General features: G+C 61.5%; 13 protein-coding genes. 12 read left to right on the top strand and 1 reads right to left on the bottom strand.

The genetic code is table 11. The features are described 5' to 3' along the window. Positions 1–11: 11 nt before the first annotated feature. The gene (locus ACOZJV_RS00445) at positions 12–1,286 is read right to left on the bottom strand and encodes an ABC transporter substrate-binding protein (protein ID WP_201131412.1); all 1,275 of its coding nucleotides are present in this window, start codon (positions 1,284–1,286) and stop codon (positions 12–14) included. Positions 1,287–1,456: 170 nt separating this feature from the next. Between ACOZJV_RS00445 and ACOZJV_RS00450 the strand changes: the two genes are divergently transcribed. From ACOZJV_RS00450 to ACOZJV_RS00505, 12 genes are all read left to right on the top strand, one after another. Next, positions 1,457–3,037, top strand: a complete 1,581-nt coding sequence (locus tag ACOZJV_RS00450) for a carbohydrate porin (protein WP_421546471.1) — start codon at positions 1,457–1,459, stop codon at positions 3,035–3,037. A gap of 369 nt (positions 3,038–3,406) precedes the next feature. Continuing rightward, entirely contained in the window at positions 3,407–3,505 is a 99-nt protein-coding gene (gene kdpF, locus ACOZJV_RS00455; RefSeq protein WP_020296215.1) for a K(+)-transporting ATPase subunit F, read from the top strand. Between the two features lie 158 nt (positions 3,506–3,663). Then, positions 3,664–5,370 (top strand): potassium-transporting ATPase subunit KdpA, encoded by a 1,707-nt coding sequence (gene kdpA / locus ACOZJV_RS00460; RefSeq protein ID WP_421546472.1) that lies wholly within the window; start codon positions 3,664–3,666, stop codon positions 5,368–5,370. Positions 5,371–5,381: 11 nt separating this feature from the next. Next, complete coding sequence (gene kdpC / locus ACOZJV_RS00465) at positions 5,382–6,017, top strand: potassium-transporting ATPase subunit KdpC (RefSeq protein WP_201131409.1); 636 nt, start codon at positions 5,382–5,384, stop codon at positions 6,015–6,017. 11 nt (positions 6,018–6,028) lie between these two features. Next, positions 6,029–8,095, top strand: coding sequence for a potassium-transporting ATPase subunit KdpB (gene kdpB / locus ACOZJV_RS00470; RefSeq protein ID WP_421546473.1), 2,067 nt, complete (start codon positions 6,029–6,031; stop codon positions 8,093–8,095). 54 nt (positions 8,096–8,149) lie between these two features. Then, positions 8,150–10,843 carry a DUF4118 domain-containing protein gene (locus ACOZJV_RS00475; protein WP_421546474.1) on the top strand — a complete coding sequence of 898 codons (2,694 nt, stop codon included), beginning with the start codon at positions 8,150–8,152 and terminating at the stop codon, positions 10,841–10,843. After that, positions 10,840–11,532, top strand: a complete 693-nt coding sequence (locus ACOZJV_RS00480) for a response regulator (RefSeq protein ID WP_020296250.1) — start codon at positions 10,840–10,842, stop codon at positions 11,530–11,532. Before ACOZJV_RS00475 ends, ACOZJV_RS00480 begins: the two co-directional genes overlap by 4 nt. Before the next feature lie 357 nt (positions 11,533–11,889). Continuing rightward, a complete protein-coding gene (locus ACOZJV_RS00485; RefSeq protein WP_421546475.1) occupies positions 11,890–13,140 on the top strand; it encodes an EAL domain-containing protein in 1,251 nt (416 codons plus the stop codon). 158 nt (positions 13,141–13,298) lie between these two features. Next, entirely contained in the window at positions 13,299–16,055 is a 2,757-nt protein-coding gene (locus tag ACOZJV_RS00490; RefSeq protein WP_421546476.1) for an autotransporter, read from the top strand. A gap of 590 nt (positions 16,056–16,645) precedes the next feature. Beyond that, positions 16,646–17,566, top strand: coding sequence for a ribokinase (rbsK, locus tag ACOZJV_RS00495; protein ID WP_421546477.1), 921 nt, complete (start codon positions 16,646–16,648; stop codon positions 17,564–17,566). 68 nt (positions 17,567–17,634) lie between these two features. Then, on the top strand, positions 17,635–18,966 hold the full coding sequence (gene fucP, locus ACOZJV_RS00500) for an L-fucose:H+ symporter permease (protein WP_078468873.1): 1,332 nt from the start codon (positions 17,635–17,637) through the stop codon (positions 18,964–18,966). Beyond that, the gene (locus ACOZJV_RS00505; protein WP_421546478.1) at positions 18,963–20,036 is read left to right on the top strand and encodes an aldose 1-epimerase family protein; all 1,074 of its coding nucleotides are present in this window, start codon (positions 18,963–18,965) and stop codon (positions 20,034–20,036) included. Before fucP ends, ACOZJV_RS00505 begins: the two co-directional genes overlap by 4 nt. Positions 20,037–20,045 lie beyond the last annotated feature (9 nt).

Genomic DNA, 20,045 nt, shown 5'->3' on the forward strand with positions numbered 1-20,045 from the left:
TTTCTTGTGGCTTACCAGTTGCGGTGCTTGATGCGCGTCAGCTCGCCTTCCAGCTCGAGCAGTGCCTGGTCCACCGGCAGTTCGCCTGCCAGCACGCCATGCACCCGATCAAAGAACGCGTTGGAGACTCGCGGATAGCGGCTGGCGGTGATCGCGGCGGGGCGCATCACTCCATCGTTGAGAATGTCGCGCAACTGGCTGTAGTAAGGCATTGCCGCGAGCAGGTCGGCGTCTTGGTAGAGCGACTCGATAACCGGGTTGTAGGCACCGGCCAGGGCCCGGTGTTTTTGCTGTTCGGCGCTGCTCAGGTAGGCCACCAGTTCTGCGGCAAGTTTCGGGTTGGCGCTGTAACGGGAGACCGCCAGGCCCCATCCGCCAAGCGTCGAGGCATGGCTGCCGGCGGTGCCGCCGCGGGGTAGGGGCGCGACCCCAACCTGATCCTTGACCGCGCTGTCCGGGCTTTGTACCAAGGCCCAGACATACGGCCAGTTGCGCATGAACAGCGCGTTGCCCGACTGGAATACCCCACGTCCTTCCTCCTCGGTGTAATTGAGTACGCCGCGCGGGGAAATATCGCCGACCCAGCTTTTGGCCAGGGTCAGGGCTGCCCGTGAGGCTTGGCTGTTGACCACGATTTCTCCCTGCGGGCTGATCAATCCGCCCTGCGGCTGGCTGCTGATCCACTCCAGGGCATTACAGGTCAAACCCTCGTAGGCGCGGCCCTGGAAGATGTAGCCCCAGGCATTGGGGTTGCCGGCACTGCGCTCGGCGTTCTGCACCTCTCGGGCGGTGGTGGTCATCTCTTCCCAGGTCTGGGGAACCGGCTTGTGGTACTTCGCCAGCAGATCCTTGCGGTAATACAACAAGCCCGAATCCGTGAACCACGGCATCGTCACCAGCCGTCCATTGACCGTGGCGTTATCGACCTGGGCCTGGAAGTAGCCTTGGGTCACATCGCCCGGCAGCACTTCGCGCAGGTCCATCAAGTGCTTGGCCAGCATTCCCGGCCACACCATGTCGATTTGAATGATGTCTATGTCGGCGGACTGGGCACTGAGGATCTGTTGGTAGAACGACAAACGCTCAGTGGCCGAGTTCGGTGTGGAAACCACCTCGACCCGGTTGCCAGTCTGTTTCGACCAGGCATCGACGGCCTCTTTGCACAGTTGCAGTTCGGCACCTACGGCACCGCATGAGATCGTCAAGTTGGTTGCGTTCGAGAGCAATGGGAACCCGGCGCAGAGGGTGAAAAAAGCGACTGGAAGAAGCGATTTAAGCTGTTTCATAAAGCCCTCTTTATTTTTGTTTTTATAAAAGTTAACGTTAACATCGCCAAATGTAGCAGCGTATATGCGATGAGGCACCCTTTTTTTCGCTGATTTTGACAATTCGCTCATCAGCAGAAAAAAAGGCCGACCCCCTACAGAAAACAATAAAAACAAACAGGAAAAACCACATGCAGAAAGCATCAAGCTGGCTCTTCGCAGGGGTGCTCGGCACCTCATTGGCGAACGCTCAGGCCGCGACTCTGGAGGAGCGCATGGCGGCATTCGAAGCCCGCGCCAGCGCCGCGGAAACACGTGCGGCCAGGGCCGAACAGCAAACCCAGGCGCTGGCCAAGGAACTGCAACAACTCAAGCTCGCCACGTCTGTCTTGCCGCCTGCCGTCTCTAGCACAACCCCCACCGCCAATGCGGGCGCCGCGCCGACGCTGGACACGCGGGTGGCCACCCTCGAAGCCCGTCAGCAGAGCCTGGAAAAACGCCGCAGCACCTCTGAGCACCTCACCGACGGGTTCAGTTTCAAGGGCTACGCTCGCTCCGGATTGCTGATCAACGACAGCCTGGGTGGCGGTCGCGGCGGCCCTTACACCACCCCTGCCGGTTCGGTCGGCGGGGCAGTGGGGCGGCTGGGCAACGAAGACGACACCTACATGCGCATCGACCTGTCGAAAGAGGCGTATGCGCTGAACGGCACCCATTCCAAGTTCACCGTGTCGATCGCCGATGGCGTTGAAAGCGCCAATGACTGGACCGCTCAGGAGAGCAACCTGAACGTGCGCCAGGTGTTTACCGAACTCGACCATCTCGCCGCCTTCAAGGGCAATTCGGTGTTTGAAAACGCCACCCTATGGGCCGGCAAGCGCTTTGACCGGGACAACTTCGATATCCATTGGCTGGACTCGGATGTGGTCTTTCTGGCCGGCACCGGCGGAGGTATCTACGACCTGCAGATGAACAGGAATTGGCGCTCCAATTACTCGTTGATCGGGCGTACCTACGGGGACTTCAGCGAGGGCGGGGTGGATGCCGAGGTCGAAAGCTACATCCTGACCTCCAATCAATTCTTCAACGACGGCCAGTGGCAGTGGATGTTCAACGCCATCGGCGCCAAGCAGAACGACATCGGTAGCCGCGCCAATAAAGCCGGCCTGACCCCCGCCGATTCCGGCCTGCACAGTATGCTGGCCAACCATCAGAAGAACTTTTTCGGTCGCGAAGGCTTCTTCAAGACGGCGCTGCTCTATGGCCAAGGCTTGGGAGCAGAGGTCAAAAACATCGGTTCGGATGGTGAGCTGATCGAAGATGCCCGTGCCTTGCGCCTGGCGGCGTACGGCGAGACGCCACTGGTCCCGGGCTGGCGTATCGGTCCCAGCGTGCTGGCCGAACGCAGCACCGATCGCTACGTCAAAGGGGACGACTACCGTTGGATGACCCTGAACCTGCGCCTGGCCAATGAGATCAACAGCAATTTCGAGATGGCCTACGAAGTAAGCTGGCAGACCATGGACCTGGACCCCAAGGGCTACCTGCAACGCAATGCGGTTGACGGCAACTTCTGGAAATTCACCGTTGCCCCGACCTTCAAGCCGGATTTCGGTGACTTGCTGACCCGGCCCCAACTTCGCGTATTCGCGAGCGTCATGGACTGGTCGTCGGACCTGGACCGCTACAGTGCCGCGGATGCGTTCGGCAAGAGCGACTTCAGCGCCGGTGGTACGTGGCAATACGGCATACAGATGGAAACGTGGTTTTAATCAATCAACGGGCTCGCCGGCCCGCCTTCAGTGCTCAAGTAGTGCCTTAACGGGGGCACGCTGCTGCTGTGGGTCCTGGGTGCGTTCTTCCTGTTCAACAGGTGCAGCCTTGCGCACCCGCAAGCCTGATCGCGCCGGCCTCTCAAGCCCGATCTATACGCCATCTTAATATCCACCCGGGCAATCAGTGCCCGTCCTTGATACCGCCTCTCTTATGCTTTTGCGCAGGGGAGGTCAGGTCAATCTGTGCCTTGATCATCCCCTTATGGCACCCGGTTTCGGGGGCCATCTTCGAATAATGGCTGCGGGTCTTAGGCTGCGAATTCACATCGCCGACGACTCTTTTCGCCTTCATCAAGGGGAGCTGTCTTGTTAACACTGGAATTCATCTACGGCGCCAGCGGCGTGTGCGCTGTCGCTCTGTTCGCCTACCTGGGGTACGCCCTGATCCGTGCAGAAAAATTCTGATGGCCCGGCCATAGCGTTTTTCATTCGCCCTGCGGGGCTATCCCAAACAAGGAAACCGGCAATGTACGACCTGACGTTCGTGGGGTTGACCCTGTTGTTTTTTGGCGTGACAGCCTGGGCCATTGGCGCCTTGGGCAAGATTTGAACGGAGCATCGACATGTTGAGCACTCTGCTGGAATTTGCGGTGATTCTCGGTCTGATGACCGGGCTTGCCGTGCTGATGGGGAAATGGCTGGCCCGGGTGTTCACCGCACCGGGGCATGCCTTGCTGGAGCGCGGGACCTACCGCCTGCTGGGGGTTGATCCGCAAGAGTCCATGGGCTGGGCGCGTTATGGCTCGGCGCTGCTGCTGTCGAATATGGCGATGATGCTGCTGGGCTACATCCTGCTGCGGGTACAGGGCAGCATGCCCCTCAATCCGCTGGAGCTGGTGGCGCAGACGCCGGACCTGGCGTTCAACACTGCGGCCTCCTTTATCACCAATACCAACTGGCAGGCCTACTCGGGCGAAACCAGCCTGTCGAACTTCAGCCAGATGGCGGTGATTACCTTCCTGATGTTTGTCGGGGCGACCTCCGGGGTGGTGGCGGCAGCGGGTTTCATTCGCGGCCTGAGCCGTTCCAACGCCACCGGTATCGGCAACTTCTGGGTCGACTTCACCCGCATCCTGTACCGGGTGATGCTGCCGCTGTGCTTTGCCATGGCGCTGGTCTATGTCTGGCAGGGCATGCCGCAAACCCTGTATTCCCAGGCGCTGGCCACGACGCTTGAGGGCGCGCAACAGCAGTTGATTGTGGGCGCGGTGGCGAGCTTCGAATCGATCAAGCACATCGGCACCAACGGCGGCGGTTTCTTCAGCATGAACGCCGCGCACCCCTTCGAAAACCCCACGCCGCTGACCAATGCCTTGCACATCCTGAGCATGTTGCTGATTCCTTCGGCACTGACCTACACCTTCGGCAGCATGCTGTTGCGCCGGCGTCAGGGCTGGGTGTTCTTCGGTACGTTCCTGGTGATGTTCATCGGCTTCCTGAGCATCGTCTACGTCGCCGAGCAGGGCGGTAATCCGTTGCTGACCCAGGCCGGCGCCGACCAGATGCTGTCGTCGACCCAGAGCGGCGGCAACATGGAGGGCAAGGAACTGCGCTTCGGCATTGCCGACACCAGTCTGTTTGTCACCACCACCACCGGCGCGACGACCGGCTCGGTGAACGCGATGCACGATTCGCTGACCCCGATGGGCGGCTTCGTGCCCCTGGCGCAGATGATGCTCAACTGCGTGTTTGGCGGCGACGGCGTGGGCTTTATCAACCTGATCCAGTACGCGCTGCTGACGGTGTTCCTGGTGGGCATGATGATCGGTCGCAGCCCCGAGTTCCTGGGCAAGAAGATCGAGGCCAGGGAAATCAAGCTGGTCATGCTGTCGGTCCTGGCGCACCCCATCAGCATCCTCGGCTTCACCGCCCTGGCGGCGCTGTGGCCGGACACCCTGAAAAGCCTCAACAACATTGGCCCCCATGGCTTCAGCGAGGTGCTGTACGCCTACACCTCGGGCACGGCCAACAACGGTTCGGCCTTCGCCGGGCTCAATGCCAACACGCCATTCTTCAACACCACCATTGGCCTGGCGATGCTGATCGGACGCTTCTTCACCATGCTGCCGATGCTGGCCGTGGCCGGTTCCCTGGCCCTGAAGAAAAACATCCCGGCCGGTGCCGGCACCATCCCGACCGCGACGCCGCTGTTCATGGTGCTGGTGGTGTTCGTGGTGTTGGTGGTGGGCGGCCTGACTTTCCTGCCGGCGCTTGCGCTGGGCCCGCTGGTGGAGCAATTGCAATTGCTGTCCTGCCAGACGTATCCATAAGGGGCTGTGTGATGACGACTCAAACTCAAATCAAGACCCAACCTCTGCTCAAAGGGCTGCTGCGCCCGGTGCTGGTGTCGGCGGGGTTTTTCATGCTGTTGACCGGCCTCGGCTACCCGCTGGCGACCACCCTGGTGGCCAACGTGATGTTTCCCCACCAGGCCCAGGGCAGCTTGATCGAGCGCGACGGGCTGGTGATCGGCTCGGCGCTGATCGGTCAGCAGTTTTCCCGGCCCGAGTACTTCCAGGGTCGCCCGAGCATGACCGCGGACCAGCCCTATAACGCCGGCTCCAGCGGCGCGAGCAACCTCGGGCCGACCAGCCAGAAGCTGATGGACCAGGTGGCGCAGCGGGTTCAGGCCTATCGCCAACTCAATGGCCTGGCGGCGGACAGTCAGGTGCCGGTGGACGCGGTGACGGCGTCGGCCTCGGGCCTGGACCCGCACATCTCCCTGGCCAATGCCCAGCTTCAGGCGGCGCGGGTGGCGCGCCTGCGCCAGCTGCCCGAGGCCGAACTGCTGAAGGTGGTTCAGGCCCATACCGAGCAGCGCACCCTGGGCCTGTTGGGCGAGCCCCGGGTCAATGTGCTGCAACTCAACCTCGCGCTCGATGCCCTGCATCAGCAACCCCTCGCGGCCAGTGAGTAAGAGAAACAACCATGCGTAACAAGAAACCGTTGTTCGATCGCACCATCGTGCTGACTGCCTGCCTGGAGGCGCTGAAGAAACTGGCGCCCCAGGCCCAGTGGAAAAACCCGGTGATGTTTGTGGTCTATCTAGGCAGCATTCTCACCACCCTGTTGTGGGTGCAGTCCCTGGGCGGTGCTGGCGAAGCCCCCAGCGGCTTTATCCTGAGCATCACCCTGTGGCTGTGGTTCACCGTGCTGTTCGCCAACTTTGCCGAAGCGCTGGCTGAGGGCCGCAGCCGCGCCCAGGCCGCGAGCCTGCGCAGCATGAAGCGCCAGACCCTGGCCAAGCTGCTCAAGCAGCCCAAACACGGCGCCCCCTGGGCGCCGACCGAGGCCAGTCTGTTGTGCAAGGGCGCGGTGGTCTTGATCGAGGCCGGCGACCTGGTGCCCCTGGACGGGGAGGTGATCGAAGGGGTGGCGTCGGTGGATGAAAGCGCGATCACCGGCGAATCGGCGCCGGTGATTCGCGAGGCCGGCGGCGACTTTTCCTCGGTCACCGGCGGCACCCGGGTGCTGTCGGACTGGCTGGTGGTGCGCATCAGCGTCAACCCCGGCGAATCGTTCCTGGACCGCATGATCTCCATGGTCGAGTCGGCCAAGCGGCAGAAAACCCCCAACGAGGTGGCCCTGACCATCCTGCTGGTGGGCCTGACGTTCCTGTTCCTGCTGGTGATTGTCACCCTCAGCCCGTACTCGATCTTTGCCGTGGCCATGGGCGGCAGCGGCAGCGTGGTCAGCGCCACGGTGCTGGTGGCGTTGCTGGTGTGCCTGATTCCCACCACCATCGGCGGCCTGTTGTCAGCCATCGGCGTGGCGGGCATGAGCCGGATGATGGCGGCCAATGTCATTGCCACCTCGGGCCGTGCGGTGGAAGCGGCCGGTGACGTCGACGTGCTGTTGCTGGACAAGACCGGCACCATCACCCTGGGCAACCGCCAGGCCTGCGCCTTCCTGCCCGCACCCGGGATCCAGGAAGCGGAGCTGGCCGATGCGGCGCAATTGGCGTCCCTGGCCGATGAAACCCCGGAAGGGCGCAGCATCGTGGTGCTGGCCAAGCAGAAGTTCGATCTGCGTGCCCGCGACCTGCAACAACTGCAGGCCAGTTTCGTGCACTTCACTGCACAGACCCGCATGAGTGGGGTCGACTTGCCCGCTGGCCGACAGTTGCGCAAGGGCGCGGCGGATGCGATCCGGGCCCATGTCGAAGCCCTGGGGGGCAGCTTTCCCCAGGCGTTGCAGGCCCGGGTGGACGAAGTGGCGCGCCGTGGCAGCACGCCGCTGGTGGTGGCTGACGGGCCGCAGGTGCTGGGGGTGATCGAGCTCAAGGACGTGGTCAAGGGCGGGATGAAGGAGCGGTTTGCCGAGTTGCGGCGCATGGGCATCAAGACCGTGATGATCACCGGCGATAACCGCCTCACCGCTGCCGCCATTGCGGTGGAGGCGGGGGTCGATGACTTCCTGGCCGAGGCGCGTCCCGAGGACAAGCTGCAACTGATCCGCGACTACCAGGCCCAGGGCAAGCTGGTGGCGATGACCGGCGACGGCACCAACGACGCCCCGGCGCTGGCCCAGGCCGATGTGGCCGTGGCGATGAACAGCGGGACCCAGGCGGCCAAGGAAGCGGGCAATATGGTCGACCTCGACAGCAACCCGACCAAGCTGATCGAGGTGGTGGAAGTCGGCAAGCAGATGCTGATGACCCGGGGCGCGTTGACCACGTTCAGCGTGGCCAACGATGTGGCCAAGTATTTTGCTATCGTACCGGCCGCTTTCGTCGCGACTTACCCGCAACTGGGGGCATTGAACGTGATGCAACTGAGCAGCCCCAACTCGGCGATCCTCAGTGCGGTGATCTTCAATGCGCTGATCATCGTGTTCCTGATCCCCCTGGCGCTCAAGGGCGTGACCTACCGAGCGATCGGCGCGGCGGCGCTGCTCAACCGCAACCTGCTGATCTACGGGGTGGGCGGGGTGCTGGTGCCGTTTGCCGGGATCAAGATCATCGACCTGCTGTTGACCGGGCTCGGCCTGGTCTGAAAGGACTGACTGCACGGCGCCGCCCCTGGCGCCGCGCAGTTCACAAGGAATGCCATGGCTGTCATCGACACCTTTACTGCTGCATCGGATGGACGCCCCGACCCGGACGCGCTGCTGGAAAAACTGCAACAGCAGGAGCAGGCCGCGCAACAGGGCAAACTGCGTATCTACTTTGGCTCCAATGCCGGGGTGGGCAAGACCTGCGCCATGCTCAGCGCCGCGCGCCACGAACAGAGCCAGGGCCGGGACGTGGTGGCCGGCGTCGTCGAAACCCACGGCCGGCGCGACACCGCCGATGGCCTCAAGGGCCTTGAGGTCCTGCCCCGCAGCAGCCTGCTGCATCGCGACACCACCCTGAGCGAGTTCGACCTGGATGCCGCCCTCGAGCGTCATCCTTCGGTATTGCTGGTGGACGAGCTGGCCCATAGCAACATCCCCGGCTCCCGCCACCCCAAGCGCTGGCAGGATGTGGAAGAACTGCTGCGTGCCGGGATCGACGTGTGGACCACGCTCAACGTCCAGCACCTGGAGAGCCTCAACGACATCATCAGCGGGATCATCGGCATTCGCGTGCGCGAGACGGTGCCCGACCATGTGTTCGACAACGCCCATGAAGTGCTGGTGATCGACCTGCCGCCTGACGACCTGCTGCGTCGGCTCAAGGACGGCAAGGTCTACCAGGCGCCCCAGGCTGAGCGCGCTTCGCGCAACTTTTTTCGCAAGGGCAACCTGTTGGCCCTGCGCGAACTGACCCTGCGCCGCACCGCCGACCGGGTCGATGCGCAGATGCGCGACTACCGCCGTGAACGCTCGATCATCACCCTGTGGCCGGCGCGCGAGCGCTTGCTGGTGGGCGTGGCCGGGCACCCGTCCGACGAGCGCCTGGTGCGCGAGGCGGCGCGCCTGGCGCAAAAGCTCGAGGCGGACTGGCTCGTGGTGCATGTCAGCGGTCCGCAGCGCCGGGGCCAGGCGGCCAACCGCTACGCCAGCGCCATGAAGAGCCTGGCCCTGGCCGCCGAATTTGGCGGCGATACCCTGACCCTGAGCGGCATGGACGTCGCCGAAACCCTGGTGGCCTGCGCCCGCGAGCACAATGCCAACCGCCTGGTGCTGGGCCATTGCCCGCGCAAGGTCTGGCAGTTCTGGCAGCCGTCGGTCAGCGATCACATCAGCCGCCACCACCCGCACATCGATCAGATGGTCATGGCCCACGGCCCGATGCCGCGGACGGCGGCGCCGGTGGCCAAGGCCGAGGGCGGATTGCCGCCGAGCCGGCTCCCGGCCTATCTGTGGGCCAGCCTCGCCTGTTTTGGCGCGACCGCCCTGGCGGCGCTGCTGCTGCAAGTGTTCGACCTGGCCAACGTGGTGATGCTGTTCCTGCTCACCGTGGTCCTGGTTGCCCTGCGCTACGGACGTGGCCCCGGGGTGTGGGCGGCGATGCTGGCGGTGCTGTGTTTCGACTTTTTTTTCGTCCAGCCCCGCTGGTCATTCACCGTCAACGACACCCAGTACTTTTTCACCTTCGCCCTGATGCTGGGCATCGCCCTGATCACCGGGCAGCTCACCGCACGCCTGCGCTTCGAGGCCCGCAGCGCCGCCGCCCGGGAACGCCGGGCAACGTCCCTGGCGCGGCTGGCGCGGGACTTGTCGGCGGCGCTGACGGTGGAGCAGATCAGCGAGGTGGCCTTGCGCACCTTCAGTGGCGTGTTCGACGCACGGGTCGGCCTGGCCTTGCCGGACCTGGCGGGCAGCGTGCACGGCGTCGGCAGCGGGGCCTTTGCCCTGGATGAAAGCATTGCGCAATGGGCCTATGACCATGACCAGCCTGCGGGCCAGGGCACCGACACCCTGGCCGCCGCCAAGGGCCGCTACCTGCCGCTCAAGGCACCGATGCGGGTGCGCGGCGTGCTGGTCCTGGAGCTGGCTGAAGCCGAGCGCCTGGCTGATCCCCAGGAGCAGGGCTTGCTGGAGGCCTGCATGAGCCAGTTGGCAATCGCCCTGGAGCGGGTGCATTACGTCGAGGTGGCGCAGAGCACCCTGGTGCAGATGGAGGGCGAACGCATGCGCAACACCTTGCTCGCCGCCATCTCCCACGATCTGCGCACCCCGCTGACCACCATCATCGGCGCGGCGGACGCCGCTGGCCCCCATGCGCCACCGGGTCCGTTGCAGGACCTGTTGGGCGGCATCCACGAGCAGGCCAGCTCCATGCAGCGCCTGATCGAAAACCTGCTGGACATGGCGCGCATGCAAGAGGGCGGGGTGCGCCTGAATCGGCAGTGGCATTCCCTGGAGGAAATCGTCGGCAGCGCCCTGCGCCAACTGCGCGAGCCCCTGGCCCGGCACGTGGTGCGCACAGCCATGGCGCCCGAGTTGCCGTTGGTGGAGGTCGATGCCCTGTTGCTCGAACGGGTGCTGGTCAACTTGCTGGATAACGCCGCCAAGTACACGCCCGCCGGCACCTTGATTCAGGTCAAGGCCCGGGAGGAGCAGCACAGTATCGTCCTGCAGGTCAGCGATGCCGGGCCGGGCTGCCCCGATGGCAGCTCGCTGCACAGCCTGTTCGAACCCTTCACCCGCGGCCGGCAGGAATCTTCGGTGGCCGGTATCGGCCTGGGGCTGGCCTTGAGCCGGCGCATTATCGAAGCCCACGGCGGCCGCATCGAGGCCCAGCCTCACGCGGGCCCGGGCATCAGTTTCATCATCACCTTACCCGCGGGGCAGCCGCCCTCCATGGAATCCCTATGACCAGTGCGCGCATCCTTATCGTCGAAGACGAGGCCAATATTCGCCGTTTTGTCGGCATCGCCTTGCAGGATGAGGGCTTTCAAGTGTTCGAGGCCGACAGCGTGAAACGCGCGCTGATCCACGCTGCCAGCCGCCAGCCGGACCTGGTGATCGTCGACCTGGGCCTGCCGGACGGTGATGGCAAACAGCTGATCACCGAACTGCGGGGCTGGCTGGCAGTGCCGATCCTGGTGCTGTCGGCCCGAGACCGCGAGGACGAGAAAGTGGCGGCGCTGGATGCCGGCGCCGACGACTACCTGGTCAAGCCCTTCGGTGTGCCGGAACTCCTGGCGCGGATCCGCGCCCAACTGCGACGCCATGTGCAAGCCAGTACCACGGCCGCCACCAGCAAGGTGGCCTTCGGCAGCATCGAGGTCGACCTGGCCACCCACGAGGTGCGCCGCGAAGGCGCGCCGGTGCATTTGACGCCCATTGAATACCGCCTGCTCTGTGCCCTGATTCGCGGCCAGAGCCGAGTCCTGACCCATCGCCAATTGCTCCTGGAAGTGTGGGGCCTGGACTATGTGGAGCGCTTTCATTACCTGCGCGTGCACATGGCCCACCTGCGCCAGAAACTCGAAGCCGACCCGGCACAGCCGGCGCACTTCATTACCGAGTTGCAGGTGGGGTATCGGCTGATGGGGCTGTAGCGGTCAATCGCAGCCCCTGTGCGCAAGGTGCAGGGGGCAGCGTGCCAGGGGCGGTCAGCCAATACCGTTCCTGCCTGCGGTTGATCACGGGTCTGGAGACTGAAAACGTTTCACCTGAATGGGGGACGGGTTTCATTGGACCTCTCCACTGAGAACTCCCAGGGTGGGCACGCCTGTTGGGTGGCGCAGCGAGCTATATAACCCTCGGGTGAAAGCGATAAGTTACTGCTGTATCACTGGCCCATGACTTGAACTGCAACATGACTCGGCAGGCACTTATAGCGGGAAGGATAGAAATAAGAATTTTCTTATTTTCTTGGGAGGGTGCTGCGCGTAGGATCAAAAAAGTTTCGCAAGATGACCTCATGTAACGTGAAAACGCTAACAGTAATACTCTTTTGTTCGAGTACCTCAAGATCCAGTTCGTTAGTTTGTAAGTTAGAGGCCGCTGGCGTCGAACACATCCATGTTGTCGGTGGTGTCGAGGCCGCAGTGCTGCCTCCGGCGGAAGAGAAAATAGATTTGGTGGTGTGCGATTCTTTTAAAACCCTAAGCGAGTTTGGGGTATTCAAGGCGTTGTGCGAACGGCTTTCTTTTTTTTCGATCGTCATGTCTGAGAGTTTGGGGGGAGGGCTGAAGTGGGGCGTTCAAAGTTTGCAAGTCAAGTCAAAAAAGTACAATGCCGGCTTTTATGAGTTGACGGAAGGTGGGGCAGGGTTCGACAGCCTGGTTAGAAAGGCCCTGGCGGTAAAGAAAATAGTCATTGATCATTGTGGCTCCAACAGGCGTTTGGCGGGGCAGGGTGATGGGCTTCATGAGTCGCAGTTGTCCGAAGATATAACTAACCAGGCGCTCAAGGCCAAGCAGATACAGCCTTACTTTCAACCGCGGCTATGTCTGGGGACAGGGTCTATAGTCGGCATGCAAGTAGTGGCGCAGTGGCTGCACCCTGAATATGGCGCGGGGGTGTTGGAAAAGTTTGGTGGAATGGTTACTTGCCCTGTTCTGCAGAGAGATATTTTTTACTGCGTGTTGAACCCTGCTCTCAGGCTGCACAGGTATCTGGGCAGTATTGGCGAGTCGTTAATATTCTCCTATAGCCTTGATTGGGGGCTGTTGGGCGACAAGCAGTTTGGCGAAGAGCTGGTTAAAGTCATCAAGGCCGCGGGTGTACCGCTTAAACATGTATTTCTTGATGTGGCTTGGGCAGAAACCAATCTTATGAGCCTGGATTGCATTGAAAATATCACCGTGTTGGTGAGTGCTGGAATATGCCTGTGCCTGTGTCGATATGATGTCCGGTGTTCGCTGATCAAGATCCTGGCTGACATTCCGTTCACGCAGATAAAGATCTGCTCAAGTTTGTTGAAACCTTCGTTCTCTATTAACAACGATCAGATTATTAAAAGCGTGTCATTGCTGGCCAAGTCTGTCAGCGCCAAGGTAGTCATCGACGGAGTCGAGACGCAGAACGCGCTCCCGTACTTGAAAGACTTGGGCGTCGATTTGGCTCAAGGAGATTTTTTCTATTCGCCCAAGCCTGCTGCTGAACTTCTTGCGCTCATGCTGGAGCGCAAATCCATAAAAACCCTTAAGCCAAGCGTATAAGCGCTTCTGGCTCTCTTAAGTGTGGTTGCCTTTCCGGTCTGCGACTGCCTTATCAGACAAGGAATGAACATTCATTCCTATTAAATAAGCGCCAGCCTTGATGGCGGGAATGCGCTGTCGCGAGCAAAAACCAGCGCACCCTGGAAAGCGCCGATTGTTTGGTAATTGTTTATCTTTTCATCAGTTCCAATGAGATGTTTATGAAATATAACCTCCAGCACTTTCAACGCAACCGCACCGGTTCTGCGATACGCCTGACTTTTTTCTTCGTGGCATCTGTAGGTTCCACATTCACCCCTCTAATGTCCGCTTCTGCTGCGGACATCATTTATACCGGAAGCCCTTCTGATCTGAAGGCCGATCCAACGGGAGATACATCAACCCCGAAAAACAGCCTGTTGCCGAGTGATGTGTCGAATAACACCGTTATTGTCGGCGATCCTGATGCTGCCACTCGGGAAGTTTGGGGTTCGAGTGGCAGTACCCTTGTCGCTCCCTATGTTATTTATGGTGGTGTGGATGTCGGCGCGGATGGCGGCGCTCACGCAGTCGATATACATGGCAATAACGTGACGGTGAGTAACGTCCAGTACAGCTGGGACGGGCAAACAGCATTCAATGGCAAGGATTTGCAAACCGGGAGCGGTGGCGGTGTTGGCGGTATGGGCGGCGGCAGTGTTTATGGCGGATTGAGTGTCGGTGGCACTGGCGGTTCGGGTGCGGTTCGTGTCGGTGGGAACGGCGGTTCGGTTTACAACAACTCCATAACCCTGAGGCAGGTGCTGTTAGAGGGGGCCACCGGTGGTACTGGCGGTTCCAGCGGCAGCGGAAACGGCGCTGGCGGCGTTGGCGGCATGGGGGGCGGTAGTATTTATGGTGGGTTGAGTCTCGGTGGCGCCGGCGGTGGCATGAAGGGTGATGGCGGTAGTGGGGGCGATGTTTACAACAACTCGGTGACCTTGACCGATGTCGTGCTGACAGGTTCAAAAGGTGGCGACGGTGGTACAGCGGTTCAAAGCTCTACCTCGGGCGGTGTTGGCGGCATGGGTGGCGGCAGTGTGTATGGCGGCCTGAGTATCGGTGGCGCTGCGGGTTTGTTCGATTTCATTGACCTGTCCAGCGGCAGTGGCGGTGCGGCAGGAAAGGTCACCAACAACCATTTGCTCCTCACGAATGTGACGCTGACGGGGGCAGCAGGCGGCAGTGGCGGCAGTGGTAGCAGTGCTGACGGCATGGCGGGCATGAACGGCGGCAGTGTCTATGGCGGCTTGAGTGCCGGCGGCGCCGGTGCGGATGCTGGCGGCAACGGTGGTCAAGTCACTGACAACAGTATCGTCCTCTCAGGCACGTCATCCCTCTCTGGTGATATCTACGGCGGCTACAGCAGTGGCGGCGCTGCGGATACCGATAGCGGTGGCCTCGCCGGTCTGGGCGGGAACGCCAATAACAATACGGTGACGCTGCAAGGCCCTGACTTGACGATCGCCGGCTCGGTTTATGGCGGTTATAGCGTTGATGGCGATGGCACGGTGCAAAACAGCAGGGCCTTTACCGGCAACACCCTCAACCTCAATGGCTACAGGGGCTCGCTGGCCGGCATCTACAACTTTGAGACCTATAACTGGGTCTTGCCCAAGGACGTGGTCAACCAGGACACCTTGATCAGGATCACCGGTACCGACAAGGTCCAGCTTGATAACACCCGGCACACGATAGCCATGGAAAACGATGGCAATCGCCTTAATGCGGGTGACATCGTGACCCTTATCGATAAGGCCGAGGGCACTCCAACGCTTACGACTCAGCAGGTCAAGCAGGGGCATTTCATCATTTACGATGCAAGCCTGAAGACCCGCAATGACGGCCTCGTCTTGAGCATTGACGGCAAGCAGGACGCTACGCCTGCCGGTCGAATCAACCCGACTTCAAAAGCCTTCCTGGAAGGCCGAGCAGCGTCTCTTGCTTTCACCAATCAAGGGGCTGATTTGATCAGTGATTACGCAATCGGTGCCGCTGATTCAAGTGTCAAACGAGCCCGGCAGGACGGGATCAACCTGACGCCATTCGTGCTGCTCAATGGTGGTTCCAGCCGTTACAACACGGGCTCTCATGTTGATGTACGGGGTTTCAACATGCTCTTCGGCGTGGCCACCGGCCTTGAGCTCAAAGACCAGAGCGCTGTGACCCTGGGCGTCTTTGCTGAGCGGGGTGATGGTGATTACGACAGCTACAACCGCTTCTCTGACTTCGGCTCCGTCCATGGCACCGGCAATGTGCGTTACACCGGGGGTGGTGCGTTGTTCCATATGAACGTCGCCGGCACTGCGCTGAACAAAACGCCCTCATCGAGTACCCGTGGGCATGCGGGGCTGTACCTCGATGGATCGGTACGTACGGGTAATACTGACCTGAGCTTTGACAGCCATGACCTGACGGATGCCGAAGGGGTTCGTGGTACCTACAACAAAAAGTCCAAGTACTACGGTGCTCATGGTGCAGTGGGGTATGTGCTGAATCTGGATGAACAGCAGTCGCTTGATGTGTACAGCCGCTACACCTGGACCCGGCTGGAGGCGGACAAGGTCAGCATCGGTAAAGACACCCTGAGTTTTAATACCTCGGACAGCTCCCGTCTGCGCCTGGGTAGCCGTTACAGCTACGCCTACACACAGAGAATCAAACCTTATGTGGGAGCAGCCTATGAGCATGAGTTCAAAGGTGATGTGTCGGGTAGCGCCTACGACCTTTCAATCGAGAAACCCGTGCTCGGTGGTAGCACAGGGATCTTTGAGGTGGGTGTGACCATGAACCCACTGGCGTCTGCCGAGGCCCTGAGTATCGATGTGGGTGTGCAAGGGTATGTCGGTGAACGTGAGGGCGGCGCGGGCACCCTTAAAGCCAGTTACGCGTTCTGATCCGGCTGTCTGATTTAGCCTCTGCGGTGCGCCGTAGGGGCTAGGAGCCTCCAAGCGTAAAAGGCCCTTCTTGATATCGGGGAGGGCAGAAGTTTCAGGTATTTCTTCGAGTGACTTCGGTGGTCATCGATGCCTGGTTCCAGTCAGTGCAACTTCGAAGGTTGCGCGCCCCGCAGGCGGGATGTTTTCCGGCCTGATCTTTCCGATTCGTCGATGCTCGCCCCCTATCCTCCAAGACCGCTCGATATGCGGCGCCTGGCGCTTGAGTCCGGGGCTGACACCCCGTGTCCAACTGAGAAGTGTGCGGCGTCGGTCGCCTGGTTATTCAGGGCGATATTGATGTTGCAGCATCTACCCGGGTCGGGTACGGCTCGTCATCGAACCCCCACTCCAACCCGAGTCCCTTGTTGAGCTGCCAATACCTTGAGCCCTTCAGGCGGCGTTTTTGTTCCAGCCGGCAGCCCGGACGGCGGCCGCAATTTTCGCGCAGCAACAAGAAAAAGGTTGAATAGTCACATCAAATGTTATTTAAATAACAAAAATAATAACGCTGTGGTGCTTGCCACGACGTGCACAAGGTAAAGATATCCATGAATAAGATCGCGGTCATCGGCAGCAACATGGTGGATTTGATTACCTATATCGACCGGATGCCCCAGCAGGGCGAGACCCTCGAGGCCCCGGGGTTCGCCATGGGCTGTGGCGGCAAGGGCGCGAATCAGGCGGTGGCGGCGGCCAAGCTTGGCAGCGGGGTGTTGATGGTGACCAAGCTGGGGGATGACATGTTCGCCGATAACACCCTGGCCAACTTTCAGCGCCATGCCATCGACTCGCGCTATGTCACGCGGGTGCCGGGCGTCTCCAGCGGCGTGGCGCCGATCTTTGTGCAGAGCGATTCCCATAACAGCATTCTGATCGTCAAAGGCGCCAACGCGCATTTGAAGCCGGCGGATATCGACGCCGCAGAAGCGGCGTTGCGTGAATGCAGGCTGATGGTGCTGCAACTGGAAATCGACCTGGCGACCGTCTATTACGCCATCGAATTTGCCAAGCGCCACGGCATTCCGGTGTTGCTCAATCCGGCCCCCGCCGTCGCCGGGCTAAGCCGCGAGCATCTGGCGCAGCTGGACTTTTTCATCCCCAACGAAAGCGAACTGGCATTGATCACCGGCAAGGCGGTCGATGGCCCCGAGAGCGCGCTGCTTGCCGCCCGGGAGTTGGCCGCCCAGGGCATTCGCCACGTCATCGTCACCCTGGGCGAACAGGGCGCGTTGTATGTGGGCGAGGAGGGTGAGTTTCACGTGCCGGGGCGCAAGGTCGTGGCCCGGGATACCACCGGTGCCGGTGACGCCTTTATCGGCTGCTTTGCGCACTACTGGACTCAGCAGGGCGACATGCGTGCAGCCATGACCCGGGCCGTGGCGTACTCCGCCTGCTCGGTCACCGCCCTCGGCACCCAGAGTTCCTACCCCGACGCGGCCAGGTTCGCCGAGTTTTTTGACGAGCGTTGATCCCACGCTCACGCAGTTGGCCACACCCGCGTGGCGCTGATGCGCCCTGAATCCCACGGAGAATAACAATGACAAAAGTCCCGCTCCAACAGACCCCCGATGGTTTCTACCTCAACCGCACGCCCTGGTTCGCGTTCTTGCTGCTGTGCAGCATCTTCGCCCTGTGGGCGGCCGCGGCCAGCATGAATGACGTGTTGATCGCCCATTTCAAGAAAGCCTTCCTGCTCAGCGATTTTCAGACCGCCTTCGTGCAATCGGCGTTTTACCTGGGCTACTTTTTCGTGGCAATTCCGGCGGCCATGGTGGTGCGCCGCTTCGGCTACAAAAGCACGATTCTGGTCGGCCTGATGTTCTACATGGCGGGCTGTGCGCTGTTCTTTCCTGCGGCATCCACCGCGACCTACGGCATGTTCCTGATGGCGCTGTTTGTGATCGCGTGCGGGCTGTCGTTTCTCGAAACTGCCTGCAACACCTACTCGACCCTGATGGGCCCGCGTGAAACCGGCACCCGACGCCTGAACATCTCGCAAACCTTCCACCCGTTCGGGGCCATGGCCGGGGTGTATGTCGGCAGCTTTGTGATGTTCAAGGACACCGACGCCACCCACGAACAGCTGACCCAGATGAGCGCCTCGGAGGCGGCCATCCAGCAGTTGGAAATGATCCAGTCGACCTTGCTGCCGTACAAATGGATGATCGCCGTGCTGGTGCTGATGTTCATCCTGATCGCCATTACCCGCTTCCCCGCGTGCCGTGGCAATGCCAAGTCAGACGTGAAAAAGCCCAGCCTCGGCCAGAGCCTGGTGCGCCTGTCGCGCAACCCGCGCTTTACCTTCGGGGTGCTGGCGCAGTTTCTGTATGTGGGGGCCCAGGTCGGGGTGTGGAGCTTCACCATTCGCCTGGCGATGCAGATGGGCGGAATGAACGAGCGCAGCGCGTCATGGTTCCTGCTGACGACCTTTGCCGCTTATTTCGTGGGCAAGATGATCGCCAACCTGCTGATGCGCAAGCTGCACCCGGCCAAGGTCCTGGCGATCTACGGCGTGCTGACCATTGTCCTGCTGGCCTACACCATCCTGGTGCCGAACATCAGCGCGGTGTACGCGGCGGTGGCGGTGAGCATTTTCCTCGGGCCGTGCTGGCCGACCATCTACGGCCTGACGATTGAAGGGCTGGGTGAAGACACCAGCGTCGGCGGTTCGCTGCTGGTGATGAGCATCGTCGGCGGCGGGGTGATTCCGGTGTTCCAGGGTCTGCTGTCAGATGCCACCCACGGCAATATGCAACTGGCCTACAGCGTGCCCCTGCTGTGCTTCGTGGTGATTGTCGCCTACGCCTATTCCTGCATGCGCCACAGTCGCGCCACGCAGCCTCGGGCCGGTGCGGTGGTGGCCTCATGAATGCCTTCACCCTGGCCTTGGCTCCCGAGCAGTTCAGCGGGGTGGAAAAGACCCTGCTGCAATCCGCCGACTTCCGCGTGCTGGCCTGGACCTACCCCAGTGGGGTCAAGGCCCTGGCGCTGGAAAACGCCCGTGGCCGGGTGGTGGCCCTGCCTTATCAGGGGCAGATGATTTGGTCCGCGACCTTCGATGGCTGCGACCTGACCATGCGCAATATGTTCAGCCAGCCCAGGCCCAGCCCGACGGTGATCGGCACCTACGGCTGCTTTATGTTCCACGCTGGCCTGCTGCGCAACGGTTGCCCGGCTCCCGAGGATACCCACCCGCTGCATGGCGAAATGCCTTGCGCGCCCATGGGCGCGGCCTGGCTCGAAGTCGGCGAGGACGCTGCGGGCCTGTACCTGCGTTTGAGTGGCGACTACGAGTATGTGCAGGGCTTTGGCGACCATTACCGGGCCACCCCGACCCTGACCCTGCGTGCCGGTTCGGGGCTATTTGATATCGGCATGGCGGTCACCAACCTTGCGGGCAAGGCCATGGAGTTGATGTACATGGCCCACATGAACTACGCCTACATTGCCGGTGGCAGCCTGGTCGAGCCCCTGGCCGGAGCCCGGGCGCGGGTGCGCAGCAGCGTGCCGGCCCACGTCAAGCCGACCCCCGAGTGGTCGGCCTACATGGCGCAGTTGAGCCAGGATCCCTCGCGCCTGAGCACCCTGGACACCCCCGCGCTGCATGATCCGGAAATCGTCTGTTTCTTCGACGCAGTCCCGGCCGACACCGCGGGCAACGCGCATTTTCTGCTGGACCACCCAGCAGGCCCGGCGTTTTACACCCGCTACCGACCCGATCAGTTCTCCCATGCCACCCGCTGGATCCTGCACAACGCCGACCAGGGCGTGGCCGCCTTCGTCTTGCCGGCCACCTGCGAACCCGAGGGCTACCTGGCGGAAAAAGCCAAAGGCCATGTGCGCTCATTGGCGGGCGGGCAACGCGCAGTGTTCAACGTGACCACCGGCTACCTGTCGGCTGAAGAACGGCGCCGCCTGCGGGATGAACTGGGCGGCTGATGTGCGGCG

It is taken from the genome of Pseudomonas sp. QD4 (assembly GCF_049199125.1).
In the GTDB taxonomy this organism is placed as follows: domain Bacteria; phylum Pseudomonadota; class Gammaproteobacteria; order Pseudomonadales; family Pseudomonadaceae; genus Aquipseudomonas.

Coding starts and splice junctions, on each gene's coding strand:
- ACOZJV_RS00445 (WP_201131412.1), bottom strand. CDS start 1,286: ATGAAACAGCTTAAATCGCTTCTTCCAGTCGCTTTTTTCACCCTCTGC.
- ACOZJV_RS00450 (WP_421546471.1), top strand. CDS start 1,457: ATGCAGAAAGCATCAAGCTGGCTCTTCGCAGGGGTGCTCGGCACCTCA.
- kdpA (WP_421546472.1), top strand. CDS start 3,664: ATGTTGAGCACTCTGCTGGAATTTGCGGTGATTCTCGGTCTGATGACC.
- kdpC (WP_201131409.1), top strand. CDS start 5,382: ATGACGACTCAAACTCAAATCAAGACCCAACCTCTGCTCAAAGGGCTG.
- kdpB (WP_421546473.1), top strand. CDS start 6,029: ATGCGTAACAAGAAACCGTTGTTCGATCGCACCATCGTGCTGACTGCC.
- ACOZJV_RS00475 (WP_421546474.1), top strand. CDS start 8,150: ATGGCTGTCATCGACACCTTTACTGCTGCATCGGATGGACGCCCCGAC.
- ACOZJV_RS00480 (WP_020296250.1), top strand. CDS start 10,840: ATGACCAGTGCGCGCATCCTTATCGTCGAAGACGAGGCCAATATTCGC.
- ACOZJV_RS00485 (WP_421546475.1), top strand. CDS start 11,890: ATGACCTCATGTAACGTGAAAACGCTAACAGTAATACTCTTTTGTTCG.
- rbsK (WP_421546477.1), top strand. CDS start 16,646: ATGAATAAGATCGCGGTCATCGGCAGCAACATGGTGGATTTGATTACC.
- fucP (WP_078468873.1), top strand. CDS start 17,635: ATGACAAAAGTCCCGCTCCAACAGACCCCCGATGGTTTCTACCTCAAC.
- ACOZJV_RS00505 (WP_421546478.1), top strand. CDS start 18,963: ATGAATGCCTTCACCCTGGCCTTGGCTCCCGAGCAGTTCAGCGGGGTG.